This is a genomic window from Pseudomonas sp. A1230 (assembly GCF_044218825.1).
GTDB lineage: Bacteria > Pseudomonadota > Gammaproteobacteria > Pseudomonadales > Pseudomonadaceae > Aquipseudomonas > Aquipseudomonas iridis.
Window position 1 is genome coordinate 90,274 of record NZ_CP162582.1, and the last position, 17,941, is coordinate 108,214.

Genomic DNA, 17,941 nt, shown 5'->3' on the forward strand with positions numbered 1-17,941 from the left:
TTTATCCGCGCCAGACCTGTGGGTTGACCAGATCCTGCGGGCGTTCGCCGAGCAGCGCGCTGCGCAGGTTGGCGAGGGCGCGATTGGCCATGGCTTCGCGGGTTTCATGGGTGGCCGAGCCGATGTGCGGCAAGGTCACGGCGTTTTTCAGCTGGAACAATGGCGACTCGGCCAGCGGTTCTTTTTCGTAGACGTCGAGGCCGGCACCGCGGATGCGGTTGTTTTGCAGCGCCTCGATCAGTGCCGGTTCATCGACCACCGGGCCACGGGAAATGTTGACCAGAATCGCGCTCGGCTTCATCAGGGCCAGTTCACGATGGCTGATCAGGTGGCGGGTCTTGTCACTGAGTGGCACCACCAGGCAGACGAAGTCGGCTTCGGCCAGGAGTTGGTCGAGGCTGCGAAATTGTGCGCCGAGTTCTTGCTCAAGTTCGGTCTTGCGGCTGTTGCCGCTGTAGATGATCGGCATGTTGAAACCGAACCGACCCCGGCGGGCGACGGCGGCGCCGATGTTGCCCATGCCGACGATGCCGAGGGTTTTGCCGTGGACGTCACAGCCGAACAGCGGGGCGCCGACGCTGGCTTGCCATTGGCCGGCCTTGGTCCAGGCGTCGAGTTCGGCGACGCGGCGAGCACTGCTCATGATCAGGGTGAAGGCGAGGTCGGCGGTGCTTTCAGTGAGCACGTCCGGGGTGTTGGTGAGCATGATCCCGCGTTCGTTGAAGTAGTCGAGGTCGTAGTTGTCGTAGCCGACCGACACGCTTGAGACCACTTCGAGTTTGGCGGCGGTTTCGAGTTGGGCCTTGCCGAGTTTGCGGCCGACGCCGATGAGGCCATGGGCGTGGGGCAGGGCTTCGTTGAATTGGGCGTTGATGTCACCGGCCTTCGGGTTGGGGACGATGACGTCGAACTCTTGTTGCAGGCGTTCGATCATGGCTGGGGTGATGCGGCTGAAGGCCAGGACTGTTTTTTTCATCGTTTTTGGCTCTTGTTCGGGCTTGATGCCAAGCAAGCTAACATTTTTTGTTTTGGGGTGTCTTGGCGGCCTTTGGGCCGACCAGGGTTTGGTGGGGGGGCATATCCGTTTTGTTTGTTATGGCGGCTTGAGGTTTCGCCCTTACGGCGACTCACTTTTTTTACAAACGCCTAAAAAAAGTAAGCAAAAAAACGCTTGCTCCTACGTGCGGCCCGCTCGCTGGGGCTCGGGGTTCCTTCGCTCCGGGATCGATCCGGGGGCATCGCTTCCGGTTTGCTTCGCTGCACCTCCTTTCGATGTGTTTGGCTTCGCCAAACGGTCGCTGCGCTCCCACCCCCGGATCAATCCCTCCGCTCAGCCTTCCGACGTCGCCCGTGGATCAAGATCAAGAGCTGCAGCCGAGCTAACGCTCATCCTGTTGAGTGGGGCGGCATTCGCCGCGTGCGGGTTGTCCTTGCCTCCTTTGTAGGAGCTGCCGAAGGCTGCGATCTTTTGATCTTGCTGTTGCTTTTGTGTGGAGTTGGTCTGCCAGCGATGGCGGCCTGATAGCCGACCGGTCTTTGGCGAATGTACTCGTTTCAAATGTGGGAGCTGGCCTGCCAGCGATGGCGGCCTGATAGCCGACCGGTCTTTGGCGGATGTACTCCTTTCAAATGTGGGAGCTGGCTTGCCAGCGATGGCGGCCTGACAGCCGACCGGTCTTTGGCGGGTGTACTCCTTTCAAATGTGGGAGCTGGCTTGCCAGCGATGGCGGCCTGACAGCCGACCGGTCTTTGGCGGATGTACTCCTTTCAAATGTGGGAGCTGGCTTGCCAGCGATGGCGGCCTGACAGCCGACCGGTCTTTGGCGGGTGTGCTCATTTCAAATGTGGGAGTTGGCCTGCCAGCGATGGCGGCCTGACAGCCGACCGGTCTTTGGCGGGTGTACTCATTTCAAATGTGGGAGCTGGCTTGCCAGCGATGGCGGCCTGACAGCCGACCGGTCTTTGGCGGATGTACTCCTTTCAAATGTGGGAGCTGGCTTGCCAGCGATGGCGGCCTGACAGCCGATCGATTTTTAGCAGGTTGTATGCGATTCACATTGTAGGAGTGAGCCTGCAATCGCGAGCAGGCTCACTCCTGCAAGGGGTCAGCTGTGTGGCGCGGGTTGGGGGATGTCGACGTTATCCAGGACGCGATTCACGGCCAGTTCCGCCAGCATGATGATCTGCTGAATCGCCAGTATTGTGCGGCGTTGCGGGAGGTCGATGTAGGCGGCGATGTCGCTGGTCATGAGGCTGGCTTGTGCCAGTGATTCGCAGGCGTGGACCAGCAGGCTTTCGTTGTCTTGATCGGGCGCGACCTGGAACATGGTGCTGGGTTTGTGGAAGCGCAGCGCCAGGGCATTGGGTTTGAGGTAGTGGTCGAGGGCGCGCTCGGCGGCTTCGTGGAATTTCTTCGAATCGGGGGATTCGTAGGGGGAGGTGTTATCCGTTTCGGGCGGATTTGGTGTTGGCTTTTTCATGGGGAACATACTCATGGCAAGTTGAGTTGAAGCCGCCACTTTTCGTTTTCCAGACGTAAGGGTGGCAGCCGTGCGCGGACTGGAAAAACCGGCCAACTCACCAAAACCGGCAGGCCCAAGGGCCTCCCGCGCACAGCCGCCATAACATCGTGAGCAGAAAAAGCGCCGCAGTATGCCATGAGCTTTGGTAGTTGAAATCGGGTTTTCCAGACCCGGTCGCTGATTCGTCAGCGACACCCAAAGCCTATCCACCGCACTTCCGACGGACAACCTTCAAAACACGTCGGAAACTTCCGCGAAAACCCAGAAATGTAGGAGCTGCCGTAGGCTGCGATCTTTTGATTTTTAAACATCAAGGTCAAAAGATCGCAGTCTGCGGCAGCTCCTAAAGGTTTCACGGTGTGTTGAAAATCAATTGGCGACGCGCGCTCCGGCGAGGCTGCCGCTGAGCTCATAGGCCGACAATTCCGCCTGATGTGCCGCGAGAATTTCCGGCAGCGAGCCGCGCAGATACTCGACCCACGTTTTGATCTTCGCATCCAGGTATTGGCGCGACGGGTAGATCGCGTACAGGTTCAGTTCCTGCGAGCGGTAGTTCGGCATCACCCGCACCAGCGTGCCGTTGCGCAGGCCTTCGATGGCGGCGTACACCGGCAGGACGCCGACGCCCATGCCGCTGATGATTGCGGTTTTCATCGCGTCGGCGGAGTTCACCAGGAATGGTGAGCTGTTGATGGTGACCATTTCCTGACCTTCCGGGCCGTCGAACGCCCATTTCTCCAGCGGGATCACCGGGCTGACCAGGCGCAGGCAGGCGTGGTTGAGCAGGTCGCTGGGCTTTTGCGCGCAGCCGTTGGCTTTCACGTAGGCCGGTGAGGCGCAAACGATGCTGTAGGTGATGCCCAGACGCTGCGAGACGAAGCCCGAGTCCGGCAGTTCGCGCGCCAGGACGATGGAGACGTCGTAGCCTTCATCGAGCAGGTCTGGCACGCGGTTGGCCATGGTCAGGTCGAAGGTCACGTCGGGGTGTGTCTTGCGATAGCGGGCGATGGCGTCGATGACGAAGTGCTGGCCGATGCCGGTCATGGTGTGCACTTTCAGCTGTCCGGCCGGGCGGGCGTGGGCTTGGCTGGCTTCTGCCTCGGCTTCTTCGACGTAGGCGAGGATCTGTTCGCAGCGCAGCAGATAACGCTTGCCGGCCTCGGTCAGGGCGATGCGCCGGGTCGTGCGGTTGAGCAGTCGGGTTTGCAGGTGGGCTTCCAGGTTGGAGACCGCGCGCGAAACGTTGGCGGTGGTGGTGTCGAGTTGCACGGCGGCGGCGGTGAAGCTGCCGGCTTCGGCCACGCAACTGAAGGCGCGCATGTTTTGCAAAGTGTCCATGGGGTGCTCTCAAGGGAGATGGCAAATTGTGACACGAAGTTTCGGGGTCGAAACCCCCGACCAAGGGATTATCTCGTTAACGGTAACAAAGATTCACAGGATTCCCAGCTTATCGCGGCCAAGGCGCCCACCTAGAATTGCGCCGTTCCCTGTAGGAGCTGCCGCAGGCTGCGATTTTTTGATTTTGTTTTAAGGGATCAAGATCAAAAGATCGTCCGATCGCGGCCCGAGCCTTCGGCAGCTCCTACATAAAACATGTCCCGCCATATCCCCTTCTCAGGAATTCGCAGCTGTGCCGCGTCGCATCAACAGAGCGCTTTTGCCGCTCAGTGTTCTGGCTTTCGCCCTGGGTCTCAGCGGCTGCTTATCAACCGAAGGTATTTCCCCGCAGGGCAAGGCACTGCAAGCCAATGCACTGGTCACCGACGACGCCATCGCCCACGCCGCCCGTGACGCCAATTGGCCCGCCGCACAATGGTGGCAAGCCTACGGCGACCCGCAACTGAACCGCTGGATCGACCTCGCCATACAAGGCAGCCCGAGCATGGCCATGGCCGCCGCGCGGGTGCGTCAGGCCAAAGCCATGGCCGGTGTCGCTGAAGCAGCCGAGTCATTGCAGATCAATGGCGAGTCGACCCTTAAGCGCCACAACTGGCCGACTGATCAGTTCTACGGCCCGGGCGAGCTGGCCAATACCACCACTTGGGACAACAACGCCGCGCTGGGTTTCAGCTACGCCCTCGACCTTTGGGGCCGCGAAAGCAACACCAGCGAACGAGCGGTGGATCTGGCGCACATGAGCGTTGCCGAGGCGCGGTTGGCGCAGTTGGAGTTGCAGAACAACATCGTGCGCGCCTACATCGCGCTGTCGCTGCATTACGCCCAGCGCGACATCGTCGCGGCCACGCTTGCGCAGCAACAGCAGATTCTCGATCTGGCGCAAAAGCGTCTGGACGGCGGGATCGGCACGCACTTTGAAGTCAGCCAGGCGCAAACGCCGTTGCCGGAGACCCATCGGCAACTCGATGCGCTGGACGAAGAGATCGCCCTCAGTCGCAATCAGCTCGCCGCACTGGCAGGCAAAGGGCCGGGGGCGGGCGCGCAATTGCAGCGGCCGACGCTGTCCCTTGGTGCGGCGCTGAAGCTGCCTTCGGCACTGCCCGCGCAATTGCTCGGTCAGCGTCCGGATGTGGTCGCCAGCCGCTGGCAAGTGGCGGCGCAGGCGCGTGGCATCGATGTGGCGCACGCCGGTTTTTATCCCAACGTCGACCTGGTCGGCAGCCTCGGTTTCATGGCCACTGGCGGTGGGGCGCTGGAGTTTTTGACCGGCAAGAAACTCAATTACAACGTGGGCCCGGCAATCTCGTTACCGATTTTCGATGGCGGGCGACTGCGTGCCGAACTGGGTGAAGCGTCGGCCGGTTATGACATCGCTGTGGCGCATTACAACCAGACACTGGTGAATGCGCTCAAGAATATTTCCGACCAGTTGATTCGCCGTGAGTCGATGGACAAGCAGCAAGGGTTCGCCGCCGAATCCGTGGCCACCGCGCAGAAGACTTACGACATCGCGATGATCGCTTATCAGCGCGGCCTCACCGATTACCTCAACGTGCTCAACGCACAAACGTTGCTGTTCAAACAGCAGCAAGTGCAACAGCAGGTGCAGGCGGCACGCTTGAGTGCGCATGCGCAATTGGTGACGGCGCTGGGTGGTGGGCTGGGTGCGGGGAATGACGTGCCGAGTGCCGAAAAAACCCGAGCCCCGAAACCCCCGGCTCTCCTGCATTGAACACACGACCCAATGTGGAGCGAGCCAGCTCGCGAAAGCGGTTTATCAGTCGACATCAACGTTGAATATGAAAACGCATTCGCGAGCAGGCTCGCTCCCACAGGTTCTGCGACCAGACCGAATCTCATTGAGCACATTTGAATGACTTCCTTGCCCGCACCTCTGCGCTGGCTCTACTCCCTGGAATGGCGCCGCGGTTTTTTTGACTGGGCGCGCAGCGATGGCGTGACCTGGGTTTATATCTTCAAGGTGTTGCTTGCAGCGTTCCTGACCCTGTGGCTGGCCATGCGTCTGGAATTGCCGCAACCGCGCACGGCGATGATCACCGTGTTCATCGTCATGCAGCCGCAAAGCGGACAGGTTTTCGCCAAGAGTTTCTATCGCTTTCTGGGCACGCTGGCCGGCTCGGCGATGATGGTCACGTTGATCGCGCTGTTTGCGCAGAACACCGAACTGTTCCTCGGCTCGCTGGCGATCTGGGTCGGCATCTGCTCGGCGGGTGCCGCGCGTTGCCGTAACTTCCGCGCCTATGGATTCGTGCTGGCGGGTTACACCGCCGCAATGGTCGGGTTGCCGGCGCTGGCGCACCCCGACGGCGCGTTTATGGCCGCTGTGTGGCGGGTTCTGGAGATCTCACTGGGGATTCTCTGCGCCACCGTAGTCAGCGCCGCGATCCTGCCGCAAACCGCCAGCGCGGCGATGCGCAACGCTCTGTATCAGCGTTTCGGTGTATTCGCGCTGTTCGTCACCGATGGCTTGCGCGGGCGTAGCAAAACCGAATCCTTTGAGGCGACCAACGTACGCTTCATTGCCGAAGCGGTGGGGCTGGAAGGGCTGCGCAGCGTGACCGTGTTCGAAGACCCGCACATGCGCCGGCGCAATGGTCGCCTCAGCCGTTTGAACAGTGAGTTCATGGGCATCACCACGCGCTTCAATGCCCTGCACCAATTGCTTGAGCGTCTGCGCGGCAATGGCGAGGAACACGTCGTGGCGGCAATCAGGCCGGGTCTGCAGGACCTGGCCGAAGTGCTCGACAGCTTCAGCGGTCGTGCCCTGACCAGTCCCGATGCCGCACGCCTGGCGACCGCGCTTGCGACCTATAAAGAAGGACTGCCAGCGCGGGTGCGTAGCCTGCGCGCGACGTTTCAGGAGAGTGAGCCGAGCGACGCCGAGCAACTGGATTTCCACACCGCTTACGAGTTGCTCTATCGCTTCGTCGATGACCTGCACAGTTATGCACAGACCCACGCGTCCTTGGCCGATCACCGTCACGAGCGCGAGCGTTGGGACGAGCCGTTCACCCCGCAAACCAACTGGTGGGCAGCGGCGGCGTCGGGGATTCGCGCCTCGTTCATCCTGATCGTGCTGGGCAGTTATTGGGTGGCCACCGCTTGGCCGAGCGGCGCGACCATGACCCTGATTGCCGCCGCAACGGTGGGCCTGTCCGCCGCTACGCCAAACCCGAAACGCATGGCATTCCAGATGGCGTGCGGGACGTTCCTCGGCGCGCTGATCGGCTTCTTCGAGATGTTTTTCATCTTTCCGTGGATCGACGGTTTTCCATTGCTGTGCGTGATGCTCGCGCCGGTGATCGTGCTCGGCTCGTTTCTTACGTCGCGGCCGCAATACGCCGGTGTCGGTCTCGGTTTGCTGATCTTCTTCAGCACCGGTTCCGTGCCGGACAACCTCACGGTCTACAACCCGTACACCTTCATCAATGACTACATCGCCATGGTCATCGGCATGCTGGTCTGCGCGGCTGCCGGGGCGATTATTCTGCCGCCGAACAGCCGCTGGTTGTGGCAACGGCTGGAGCAGGATCTGCGCGGGCAAGTGGTCTATGCCATCAGCGGCAAACTCAAAGGGCTGGCCTCGAGTTTCGAGAGCCGGACCCGCGATCTGCTGCATCAGGCCTACGGTCTGGCGGCCGGTGAGCCGAAGGTACAAAAGAGTCTGCTGCGCTGGATGTTCGTGGTGCTTGAAGTCGGCCACGCGATCATCGAGTTGCGCAAGGAACAGGCGATTCTGCCGGTGCATCCGGCGTACGCCGAGTCGCAGCCGTGGCGTCAGGCAATCCGCGTTATGGGGCGTGCACTGGTGCGTCTGTTTCTGTACCCCAACGCCAGCAATCTGGAGCGCGCACTGGTCGCGGTCGACCACGCGATCAGTCGTGTCGCGGCCACCGATGAACCGTTCGCGCCGCACTTCGATACCTCGGCGTTGCGTCGGGTGAAGAGCTATCTGCACTTTATCCGCACGTCCTTGCTCGACCCGCAATCACCGCTTGCCATGCTCGCGCCCGCCAAGCCCGAAGGACTTGCCCATGCCTCGTGAAATCGCCTTCCACGGCGTGTACATGCCAACCATGACCCTGATGTTTTTCATCGCCGCGGCCTTGGCCTGGGCGGTGGACCGGTTTTTGTCGGGGTTCGATCTGTACCGCTTCTTCTGGCACCCGGCGCTGCTGCGCCTGAGTCTGTTTACCTGTCTGTTCGGCGCGATGTCGCTGACTGTCTACCGTTGAGAACGTCCTGATGAAAAAGTTTTTCAGCCTGCTTGCGACCCTGCTGGTGCTGGCCCTTGCGCTGTGGATTGGTCGGACCTTGTGGGTGCATTACATGGACACGCCGTGGACCCGCGACGGCCGGGTGCGGGCGGATATCATCAACGTCGCCGCCGACGTCACCGGTGAAGTGGTGAACGTGCCGGTGCGCGACAACCAATTGGTGAAGAAGGGCGATTTGCTGATGCAGATCGACCCGGAGCATTACCGCATCGCGGTGAAACAGGCGCAGTCGCTGGTCGCTTCACGCAAGTCGACATGGGAGATGCGCAAGGTCAACGCGCATCGTCGCGCCGACATGGATGCGCTGGTGATCTCCAGGGAAAACCGCGACGACGCCAGCAACATCGCAGACGCCGCACTGGCCGATTATCAACACGCGCAGGCGCAACTGGAAGCCGCCGAACTCAACCTCAAACGCACCGAAGTGCGCGCGGCGGTGGACGGCTACGTGACCAACCTCAATGTGCATCGCGGCGACTACGCGCGCATCGGCGAGGCAAAAATGGCCGTGGTCGACATGAACTCGTTCTGGGTTTACGGCTTCTTCGAAGAAACCAAACTGCCGCATGTGCGCGTCGGCGACAAGGCCGACATGCAACTGATGAGCGGCGAAGTGTTGAAGGGCCATGTGGAAAGTATTTCCCGCGGCATCTACGACCGTGACAACCCTGAAAGCCGCGAGCTGATTGCCGATGTGAATCCGACGTTCAATTGGGTCCGGTTAGCGCAGCGGGTGCCGGTGCGCATTCACATCGATGAAGTGCCGGAGGGTGTGCTGTTGGCGGCGGGGATTACTTGTACGGTTGTGGTCAAGCAGGACAGTGTGGGCAACTAGGGCAGACCGAGTCGCGGCCATCGCGGACAAGCCCGCTCCCACAGAGTCTGTCGTGTACTAGATTTTGAGAGCGCCGCAAAACCTGTGGGAGCGGGCTTGCCCGCGATGCGGACGCCTCGGTCCTGCAAGAAAATGCCGAACGTCTAAACGCCGCAAAACGTCTCCTGCAAATGCAGCCAGACCAGCCGCCCGGAATCGAGTTTTTCAAACACGACCGTCGAGCGCCGGTCCGTGTGCAAACCGCTCGCATCCGTCTGCTGTTCTCGGTAACACACCGTCGCGCCACGGTCGTGCAACGCAATCGCGCGCAGTTCGCTGAGCTCAATCCTGAACCCGTTCTTCTTGCCTCCGGCCTTTTGAAACAATCCCCGCAAGGCTTCGAAATCAAGCACTCGACCCAGCGGCGTAATCATTGAAAACCGGGGTGAAAAGCGTGTCAGTAATCGCTCCAGAGCGGTCTCGTCCTCTGCCACTGCAAACCATCGTTCGATGGCCTCGTGCGCTTCGATAACTTCGGCAAAGTAGTCGGTGTGGTCAGTCATGTGGATTTTTCCTGAAGGGCAGGTGAGTTCAGCAGCGCGAGCACTTTGCTCGCATCGAAACGCAGCACGGCGGCCATCGGCAAGAGCGTGAGCAGCGCGGCGGCGAGAAAACAATATTTGAAACCGTTGGCGCCCAAGGCGCCCAGCAATGAACTGAGCAGCGCCGCGCCGAGGCAGAAACCGAGCTGGCGATTGATGTTCCAGAGGGCGCTGGAGTGACCCATTTTTTCCGCGCTCATGCCGACAAACGCCAGGGTCTGCGCGGTGACGCTGCACAGGCTGCCGCCCAGGCCCATCAGGGCATAGGCGAGGATCAACGGGCCAGCTGCGGGCTGTTCGATCTGCATCAGCGTGACAATGCCCAGGCTTTGCAAAAGCATTCCCGCGATCAGCAGCGGCTTGGGACCGACTCGGTTGAAGCTGCGTTTGCCAAGCATGATCGCCAGTCCCGAAGCCGCCGCCCAGGACAGCATCAGTGCACCGGTTTGCGCCGCACCGAAACCGAGGTCGTGCAGGTACAGCACGGCAAGCATGTTGGTGCCGGTAAAGATGCCCGGCACAAACAGGTAGATCAGCATGGCCAGACGCAATGACGGGTTCTTGATCAGTTGCAGGTCAAGAACCGCACCAGGTTTTCGCCAGCCATCGCGTATGTACACGCACAAGGTTAAGACGCTGAGCAGCAGCACGGCGCCAGCCAGGTGGCGGGTTGCGGTTGCGCTTGCCAGGCTTACGGCAATCAGCAACAGGCTCAGGGCCGACACGGCCAACAGCAGGCCGCGTGCGTCCAGTGTCGGTCGTTCGCGGGTGGGTTGGTCGGGCTTCAACCAAAGCAGGCCGAGTCCGAACGCCAGCAGCGCCATCGGCATGTTCAGGTAAAAAATCCAGCGCCACGACAGCGCTTGAACAATCAGTCCACCGGCCGCCGGCGACAAGGCCGGCACCATCAGCGCCACCAGCAGCACCACACCGGTGAAGTGCGCGCGCTGCGTCGCAGGAAACTCTCGATAGGCCAAGGCCTGACCGACCGGCAGCAGCAATCCGCCCCCCAGCCCTTGCAGCAACCGCCAGCCGATCAGGCTCTCAATCGACCCGGCCTGAGCTACCAGTCCGGACGCGATGGCGAACACCAGCAACGAGCCAAGGATCAGCCGTCGCTCGCCGACGCGTGCCGCCAGCCACACGCTCATCGGAATGATCAGCGTCAGCCCGAGCATGTAGGCGTTGGTGATCCACGCCAGTTGCGTCACCGAGGCGTGCAACTGCCGGGCGATGTCCGGGTAGGCAATGCTGGCGGCGAACATGTTGAGCAGATCGAGGGCGAACCCCAGCAGATACACCAGCGCGACTTTTGAGCGATAGGCCATGGCGACTTCCCTGTGATGAGGCGTGCAGGGTAGGGCGCTTCTGGCGATAGGAAAACGCTGGTTTGGCTGCTAGTTTGTCAAAATAATTTTGACAAGGAGTGCCGTGTACATGGTCAGCCTGGACCGTTTTGACACCTTTAAAGCCGTGGTCGAGGCCGGGTCGCTGACCGCTGCCGCCGATACGCTTGGGCAGACGCGAGCGGTGGTGAGCTTCAACCTCAAACGGCTGGAAGAGGAACTGGGCGTCACGTTGCTCACCCGCAACACCCGGCAACTGGCGCTGACCGATGCCGGCGAGCGCTTCTATCGGCGCTGTTTGCGCACACTGGATGAAGCGCGACTGGCGATCGAGGAGGCCCGTTCCGAGCACTCACAGCTAAAGGGCACGTTGCGCATCACCACCACCGTGGAATTTGCTCTGGCGCAGGTGGTGCCGGCGCTGGAAGTGTTCCGTCAGCAGCAGCCGCAATTGAATATTCACCTGTCCACTTCCTCGACCCACGCCGATCTGATCTCTGAACGTTTTGATCTGGCGATTCGCCTCGGGCGCATGCACGATTCCAATCTGCGCGCGGTGCAGTTGTCGACGTTCGAGGTGTTTGCAGTGGCGGCGCCGGCGTTGGTCGAGCAGTTCGCTCCCGTCAGCACCCTGGCAGTGCTGGAGTCGATGCCGACACTGGGGCATGGACGCGTACCGGAAATGACGGTCACCGACCCGGCTGGCAGCGAGCATTTCTATCAGCCAAAACCGGGGACGACCGCGATCGTCGCGGACAACTCGGCAACGCTGCGAGCATTTGCATTGACCGGGCAGGGCGTGGCCATTCTGCCGCAGTGGCTGATCCAGGAAGATCTCGACGCCGGACGGTTACAGCGCTTGTTGGCGGACTACCGTTTTGCTCAGCAAGGCGTGTACGCGCTGTACCCGGACACCCGGCATTTGCCGCTTAAAGTGCGGGCGTTCATTGATTTCATGAAGGGCTGGGGTTGAGATTTCGCGATGGGCTCAACCCGGTCTCAGAGTTGCCCACGCAAGCCGAACCGCTTCATCAACGTCGATTCCAGCAAACCTTTTGGCAGTAAAGCCGCCAGCATCGGCAATGCCCGGCTGCCATTGCCGATGCGGATCAACCGCGGCGGTTTGCTTTGTTGCACAGCCTTCAGCAATTGCGCCGCAAATTCGCTGGCCGGCGTCGGTTTGTCCTGCGACGCCTTGGCCCTTGCGCGAATGCCTTCACGCAGGGGAAACCACGGTGACTGCTCGTTGATCAACTGCTCGGCCTCATGCCCGGCATTCTTTGCGAAACTCGACTGAATCGCCCCAGGCTGGACTTCCATCACGCGGATGCCGAACGGTGCCAGCTCCATACGCAACGCGTCGCTCAAGGCATGTACGGCGGCTTTCGAGGCGCAGTAGGCACCCGCGAATGGCGTGACCAGAACACCGGACACACTGCCAATATTCACGACAAGCCCTTTGCCCCGGCGCAGCACCGGAAACAGTGCGCGGGTGACGCCGACAATCGAGAACACGTTGGTTTCGAATTGACGCTGCATGGCGGGCACGCCGCCGTCGAGCAGCGGGCCCATGGCGCCGTAACCGGCATTGTTGATCAGCACATCGAGGCCGCCGTGTTGCTGATTGATTCGCTCGCCGAGTTGCTCCAGTGCCGCGCCGTCATTGACGTCTAGCTGCACCGCGATAAACCCGGCTGATGTCAGCGCGGCGACATCTTCAGACTTGCGCGCGGTGGCCCAGACTTCGTAACCGGCGCTTGTGAAAACATCCGCCAGGGCGCGGCCGATGCCGCTGGAACAACCGGTGATCAACGCAACAGGCATGGCGCGTTCCTTGTGCAAAACGGTGGGGGAAGGGGATCAGTCGGAGAAGCTGCCCTGCAATCGCTCGGCGCGAAACTCCAGGGTTTGTGGGCGATAACCGGGCCGCAGGGGCGGCATCGGCAGGCAATCTTCCCAACTGCCGCCAGCCTGCAATTCGCCGGGGCCGCGATAGCGTGGCGCGGTGTATTGGTTATCGGCCAGATTGACGGTATCGCCCGGTGCGTAGGCCGCGATGCGCCAGCGCAGTTCGGTCAGCGGGACGTCGTTGCCGTTGTTCATCTTCAGTTGCAGCGGTCGATCTGCCGGGCATTGTTCGGGCGCATAGCTGATGCGCAGTTCCAGACGTGCCAGTTGCTTGACCTCGCGGTTGTCCAGCCACACCACCCACATCGCCACCAGCGCGAGACCGACGGCCGCTGCTACCGAAACCGGTAAAGCCTTGGCGGGATAGCGCAGCAACAGGACCAGCCAGGTGATGACCAGCAGGACGCCGATGAACATGTTTGAACGCTCCTTGAACTCTTGCACACCATCCTACCTAAGGGACGCCCCAATAGACATTCGTTGCGCAAGCGAATGCACCGTTGGTCGGAACTGTAATTTCTGACAGTAGGCATTCATGCCGTCCGACTGCTTTGATGCCGACAGACGAAAGGGACGTCGCGACCGTGCGGAGCAACCACATGAACGTGCACAGCAGAACACCGACGCTTTCGGCGCACGACCCGCGTGGGTTGCCGGTTCGTACGGTCGACTATTGGCGCACCGAGGCGGTTGAACCTGCGCAAACCCGCATCAACCGCACGCTGCATGACGTAGCCGGGCGCGCTGTCGCCCAGTGGGATCCACGTTTATGGTCGCTGCACATGAGCGATCCGCAGACTCCGGCCAATCTGACCTCGGTGTATTTGCTGAATGGCCAGGTGCTGCGCTCGGACAGCGTTGATGCCGGCATGCAGATCGCCTTGCACGGTGTGGGCGCGCACGTGCTGTTCGATTGGGACAGTCGTGGCACTCGTCGCGAAACGCAACACGATCTGATGCTGCGTCCGTTGGCGGTGTTTGAGGAAGGCGAATCGCAACCTCGGCTATGCGTCGAGCGTTTCATGTATGGCCAGCCCGATACGGCTGACCCGACCCGCAACCAGCTCGGCCAGTTGCTTCGCCATGATGATCCGGCGGGCAGTCTGCTGTTCGAAAGCTTTTCCATCAGCGGCCAATGCAGCGAAAACAATCGACATTTCACCCTGGATCCCGTTCTCCCGGACTGGCCCGAACCGATTGATGAACGGGCACGCTTGCTGGAGCCCGGCGAGGGCGCTACGACCCGATGGCGTTTCGGGCCACAGGGCCAGGTGATCGAACAGATCGATGCTCGGGGCAATCGGCATTTCAGCGAGTTCACCCTCGATGGCCGTCTACGCGCCAGTCATCTGCAACTGAAACATCAAACCGGGCCGCAAACGCTGGTCTCTGATATAGCCCACAACGCTGACGGACAAGTCACGCAGGAGTTGGCGGGCAACGGGGTGCTGACAGCACTGACCTATCGGCCCGAAGATGGTCGCCTGCTTGAGCGCAGCGCTGTAAAGGCCAACGGCGCGGCGTTGCAGCTCCTTCGCTACGAATATGACCGGGTGGGCAATGTGCTGAGCATTGAGGACAAGGCACTGCCGATTCGTTATTTCGCCAATCAGCGTATCGACCCCGTCAGCCGGTTTACGTACGACAGTCTGTACCAACTGAGCGAGGCAACCGGGTGGGAGGCGGGGGCCGCGAGTCAGGGGCCTGAGTCTCTGCATCGCAATGATCCGGCGGCGTCGAGCAATTACCGCCAGAGCTATCGCTACGATGAATCCGGCAACCTGCTGGAGCTCAAGCATGTGGGTATGCGCAGCGGACGAAAGCTCAAAGCCGCGCGCTGCAGCAATCGCTGCCTGCCTTATCGCAACGACGTACCGCCCACGGAAGAGCAAATCGCTGCAGCGTTCGATCCCCGTGGAAATCTGCGGGCGCTGGAAGCAGGGCGCTCGTTGACGTGGGATCTGCGTAATGAGTTGCAGTCGGTCACGCCGGTGGAACGGGCCAGTGGGCTCAATGACATCGAGCAATACGTTTACGACGGTGGCGGACAGCGTGTGCGCAAGACGCGTGAATTGCACACGAATGCACGCGTGGTGGTTGCTCAGGTGCGATACCTGCCAGGGCTGGAGTTGCGCATAGATAGCGCAGGTGAGGTGTTGCAGGTCATCACGGCACAGTCGGGGCTTAACAGCGTCAATGTTCTTCACTGGGAAAGTACTCCACCCGATGGCAGCAATGACCGTTATCGCTTCAACTTTACCGATCACCTCGGGTCGACCTGTCTGGAGCTGGCCGAGGATACCCGGCTTATCAGTCAGGAAACCTTTTATCCATTTGGCGAGACGGCTTGGAGTGCCAAGACGGAGGTCAGTTACCAAACGGTTGGTTATTCGGGCAAAGAGCGCGATGCGACCGGGTTGTATTACTACGGCTATCGCTATTACATGCCGTGGTTACAACGCTGGTTGAATCCGGACCCTTTGGGTGGAGTGGACGGATTGAACCTGTACCAGATGGTCAATAATTCCCCCCTTGTCTATCGGGACGAGCAGGGCACGCAGGGTAGCTCAGTCACCGAATCGCCAAGGTTTGACGTCTTGAACGAGTCGGAAACGAATGCACTGAATCAAGGCATGCACTTCGATGCTCGAGGGCTGGATTATTTTCCCCAACCTTTGCATGAGAAGGTTGTGGCGGGGTTGGATGAGGGCCTGAGCTGGATTCAGAACGCGCAATCTGCGCTGTCTTCGAAAGACTTGAGCGCGTCATCACAGAAGTATCTCAACTTGGTTTTCGGAGCCGAGTACGCAGCCAATCGAAACGAATCAGAAGAATTGCGCACGGCCCTGCTGGGGTCACTGCAACGCTTGGGTAGCTACATGCAGCAGCTAAAAGGTGCAGACAGTTGGCGCCTGAGCCTTGTGCAAAAGCTCTCCAATCATGCTGTAGGACGAACCGTCTCTAACAACACGCAAAAGAAACAGATCTGGTTGAGTCGCGATCATGTAGAGAGTGCACATGTTTTTAGCTTGGCGCGCACGCTTGTCCATGAATCCGCCCATGCGATGTACACCTACAGTAGCCCCCAAAGGGTTGATGACATTTGGTATTTGAGGATCGGTAAGTTATCGGAGCAAGCATCCGAACAAGATATCGAAAACTTTGCGTTGACCGCGTTGCTAACGTCCGCCGAAAGAATTGAGGATGGGCCAGATGAAGCAAAAATGCCCGGCAATGGACGCGCCGATTACAAAAGAATCATAGATGGATTCCAAGCGGCATCTGGAGGGGGGGCAGTGACATCAGCTGCGCAACGACTGACGTTGTTCAAGTCAAATCTGGCGGCTCGAAGAAATGTGATTTTGCATAACGCCGATTCGTACCCAGGGTTGTTGATGGCGTTCCGAAATAAAGGCAAGTGATTGCCGGAAAAAAGCCCCCGCCCAACCCGCTGCGGATAGGGAACGCAACAGGCAGGGCGAGGGCTTCTTGTTTTGCGGATCGTTTACTGCGCGATGGTTTTCACCGACACGCCGCGCTCGATCGGGGTGGAGCGGCCGTAGATATCTTCGAAACGCTCGATATCGTCTTCACCCAGGTACGAACCGGACTGCACTTCGATGATTTCCAGCGGGATCTTGCCCGGGTTGCGCAGGCGATGCACCGAGGCGATAGGGATGTAGGTCGACTGGTTTTCGCAGAGCAGGAACACGTTGTCATCGCAAGTCACTTCGGCAGTGCCGCTGACCACGATCCAGTGTTCGGCGCGGTGGTGGTGCATTTGCAGCGACAGGCACGCGCCCGGTTTGACCGAGATGTGCTTGACCTGGAAACGCCCGCCCATGTCCACCGAGTCGTATGAACCCCACGGACGATAGACTTCGCAGTGGTTCTGCGTTTCGCTGCGGCCCTGCTCGTTGAGGGTGTTGACCATCTGCTTGACGCCCTGGACCTTGTCCTTGTGGGCAATCATCATCGCGTCCTTGGTTTCGACCACAACGATGTTTTCCAGACCGATCACCGACACCAGTTTGCCGTTGCCGTGGATCATGCAGTTCTTGCTGTCCTGAATCACCACATCACCTTTGGTGACGTTGCCATTGGCGTCTTTCTCGTTGACTTCCCACAGCGACGACCAGCAGCCGACATCGCTCCAGCCTGCGCTCAGTGGCACTACGCAGGCGCGCTGGGTTTTTTCCATGACGGAGTAGTCGATGGAGTTGTCCGGGCAGCAGGAGAAAGTGGCTTCGTCCAGTGTGACGGTGTCGGCGTCATGCTCGCTGCGCTCAAGGGTCAGCAGGCAGGTGTCGTAGATGTCCGGGTCGTGCTTTTTCAGCTCTTCAAGGAAGCGGCTGGCGCGGAACAGGAACATGCCGCTGTTCCAGAAGTAACCGCCGGACTGCACGTACTCGGTGGCGCGTTTGACGTCAGGTTTTTCGACGAAGTGCGAGACGCGGCTGACGCCTTCGGGCAGCAGCGAATCAGCGGTGGACTTGATGTAGCCGTAGCCGGTTTCCGGTTTGGTCGCCGGTACGCCGAACAGCACCATTTCACCGTTTTCGGCAGCGACGGTGGCCAGGGCCAATGCACGTTGCAGGGCTTTCTGGTCTTCCAGCACGTGGTCGGCCGGCAGCACCAGCATCAGTTCGTCACGACCTTCATTGACCAGCATCATCGCGGTCAGCGCCACGGCTGGCGCAGTGTTGCGGCCAAACGGTTCCATCAGGATGCGCTGGCATTCGAGTTTGCGGTTGGCCAACTGCTCGTTGACGATGAAGCGGTGATCTTTGTTGCAGACCACGATCGGGGTGTCCATGCCTTCGAACACCAGGCGTTCCAGGGTTTGCTGGAACAGTGTGTGCTCGCCGGTCAGGGCGAGGAATTGCTTAGGGAACTGCTTGCGCGAAAGCGGCCAAAGACGTGAGCCGCTACCACCTGACAAGATCACCGGAATCATATTGTTTACTCCATAAAATGCAGTTGAGAGCTGCAAGCTGCAAGCGGTGAGTTAGAAGCACTTCACTTGCAGCTTGAGGCTTGTAGCTGATAGCTC

The 17,941-nt window shown here is 60.2% G+C and carries 14 protein-coding genes; 6 read left to right on the forward strand and 8 right to left on the reverse strand.

The annotated features are described in order from the left end of the window. Nucleotide 1: 1 nt before the first annotated feature. The 3 genes from AB4P97_RS00460 to AB4P97_RS00470 form a co-directional block, all read right to left on the reverse strand. Nucleotides 2-976: a D-glycerate dehydrogenase gene (locus AB4P97_RS00460; protein ID WP_042557734.1), complete on the reverse strand. Its 975-nt coding sequence runs from the start codon at nucleotides 974-976 to the stop codon at nucleotides 2-4. A 1,129-nt stretch (nucleotides 977-2,105) separates the two neighbouring features. Further along, nucleotides 2,106-2,480: a DUF6124 family protein gene (locus AB4P97_RS00465; protein ID WP_395601938.1), complete on the reverse strand. Its 375-nt coding sequence runs from the start codon at nucleotides 2,478-2,480 to the stop codon at nucleotides 2,106-2,108. A gap of 411 nt (nucleotides 2,481-2,891) precedes the next feature. After that, nucleotides 2,892-3,860, reverse strand: coding sequence for a LysR family transcriptional regulator (locus tag AB4P97_RS00470; protein ID WP_042557736.1), 969 nt, complete (start codon nucleotides 3,858-3,860; stop codon nucleotides 2,892-2,894). Between the two features lie 292 nt (nucleotides 3,861-4,152). Between AB4P97_RS00470 and AB4P97_RS00475 the strand changes: the two genes are divergently transcribed. From AB4P97_RS00475 to AB4P97_RS00490, 4 genes are all read left to right on the forward strand, one after another. Further along, a complete protein-coding gene (locus AB4P97_RS00475; protein WP_395601939.1) occupies nucleotides 4,153-5,652 on the forward strand; it encodes an efflux transporter outer membrane subunit in 1,500 nt (499 codons plus the stop codon). A 141-nt stretch (nucleotides 5,653-5,793) separates the two neighbouring features. Further along, nucleotides 5,794-7,986 carry an FUSC family protein gene (locus AB4P97_RS00480; RefSeq protein ID WP_395601940.1) on the forward strand — a complete coding sequence of 731 codons (2,193 nt, stop codon included), beginning with the start codon at nucleotides 5,794-5,796 and terminating at the stop codon, nucleotides 7,984-7,986. Then, the gene (locus tag AB4P97_RS00485) at nucleotides 7,976-8,176 is read left to right on the forward strand and encodes a DUF1656 domain-containing protein (protein ID WP_042557739.1); all 201 of its coding nucleotides are present in this window, start codon (nucleotides 7,976-7,978) and stop codon (nucleotides 8,174-8,176) included. Before AB4P97_RS00480 ends, AB4P97_RS00485 begins: the two co-directional genes overlap by 11 nt. A gap of 10 nt (nucleotides 8,177-8,186) precedes the next feature. Then, nucleotides 8,187-9,053 carry an efflux RND transporter periplasmic adaptor subunit gene (locus AB4P97_RS00490; protein WP_395601941.1) on the forward strand — a complete coding sequence of 289 codons (867 nt, stop codon included), beginning with the start codon at nucleotides 8,187-8,189 and terminating at the stop codon, nucleotides 9,051-9,053. 143 nt (nucleotides 9,054-9,196) lie between these two features. Here the strand turns inward: AB4P97_RS00490 and AB4P97_RS00495 are convergent, their stop codons facing one another. Together AB4P97_RS00495 and AB4P97_RS00500 are read right to left on the reverse strand one after the other, a co-directional pair. After that, a complete protein-coding gene (locus AB4P97_RS00495) occupies nucleotides 9,197-9,595 on the reverse strand; it encodes a nuclear transport factor 2 family protein (RefSeq protein ID WP_395601942.1) in 399 nt (132 codons plus the stop codon). Further along, a complete protein-coding gene (locus tag AB4P97_RS00500; protein ID WP_395601943.1) occupies nucleotides 9,592-10,962 on the reverse strand; it encodes an MFS transporter in 1,371 nt (456 codons plus the stop codon). The genes AB4P97_RS00495 and AB4P97_RS00500 overlap by 4 nt, the downstream gene beginning before the upstream one ends. Nucleotides 10,963-11,071: 109 nt before the next feature. On the opposite strand from AB4P97_RS00500, the gene AB4P97_RS00505 reads away from it, so the two are divergent. Next, nucleotides 11,072-11,953, forward strand: coding sequence for a LysR family transcriptional regulator (locus AB4P97_RS00505; RefSeq protein WP_042557743.1), 882 nt, complete (start codon nucleotides 11,072-11,074; stop codon nucleotides 11,951-11,953). Between the two features lie 26 nt (nucleotides 11,954-11,979). Here AB4P97_RS00505 and AB4P97_RS00510 read toward each other — a convergent pair whose 3' ends face one another. Both AB4P97_RS00510 and AB4P97_RS00515 read right to left on the reverse strand, forming a co-directional pair. Further along, nucleotides 11,980-12,804 carry an SDR family oxidoreductase gene (locus AB4P97_RS00510; RefSeq protein WP_115146322.1) on the reverse strand — a complete coding sequence of 275 codons (825 nt, stop codon included), beginning with the start codon at nucleotides 12,802-12,804 and terminating at the stop codon, nucleotides 11,980-11,982. Nucleotides 12,805-12,840: 36 nt separating this feature from the next. After that, the gene (locus tag AB4P97_RS00515) at nucleotides 12,841-13,305 is read right to left on the reverse strand and encodes a hypothetical protein (protein ID WP_047299822.1); all 465 of its coding nucleotides are present in this window, start codon (nucleotides 13,303-13,305) and stop codon (nucleotides 12,841-12,843) included. 182 nt (nucleotides 13,306-13,487) lie between these two features. Between AB4P97_RS00515 and AB4P97_RS00520 the strand changes: the two genes are divergently transcribed. Then, entirely contained in the window at nucleotides 13,488-16,310 is a 2,823-nt protein-coding gene (locus tag AB4P97_RS00520) for an RHS repeat domain-containing protein (protein ID WP_395601944.1), read from the forward strand. A gap of 83 nt (nucleotides 16,311-16,393) precedes the next feature. On the opposite strand, the gene AB4P97_RS00525 is transcribed toward AB4P97_RS00520, so the two are convergent. After that, nucleotides 16,394-17,845 (reverse strand): mannose-1-phosphate guanylyltransferase/mannose-6-phosphate isomerase, encoded by a 1,452-nt coding sequence (locus tag AB4P97_RS00525; RefSeq protein WP_042557746.1) that lies wholly within the window; start codon nucleotides 17,843-17,845, stop codon nucleotides 16,394-16,396. Between the last annotated feature and the right edge of the window lie 96 nt (nucleotides 17,846-17,941).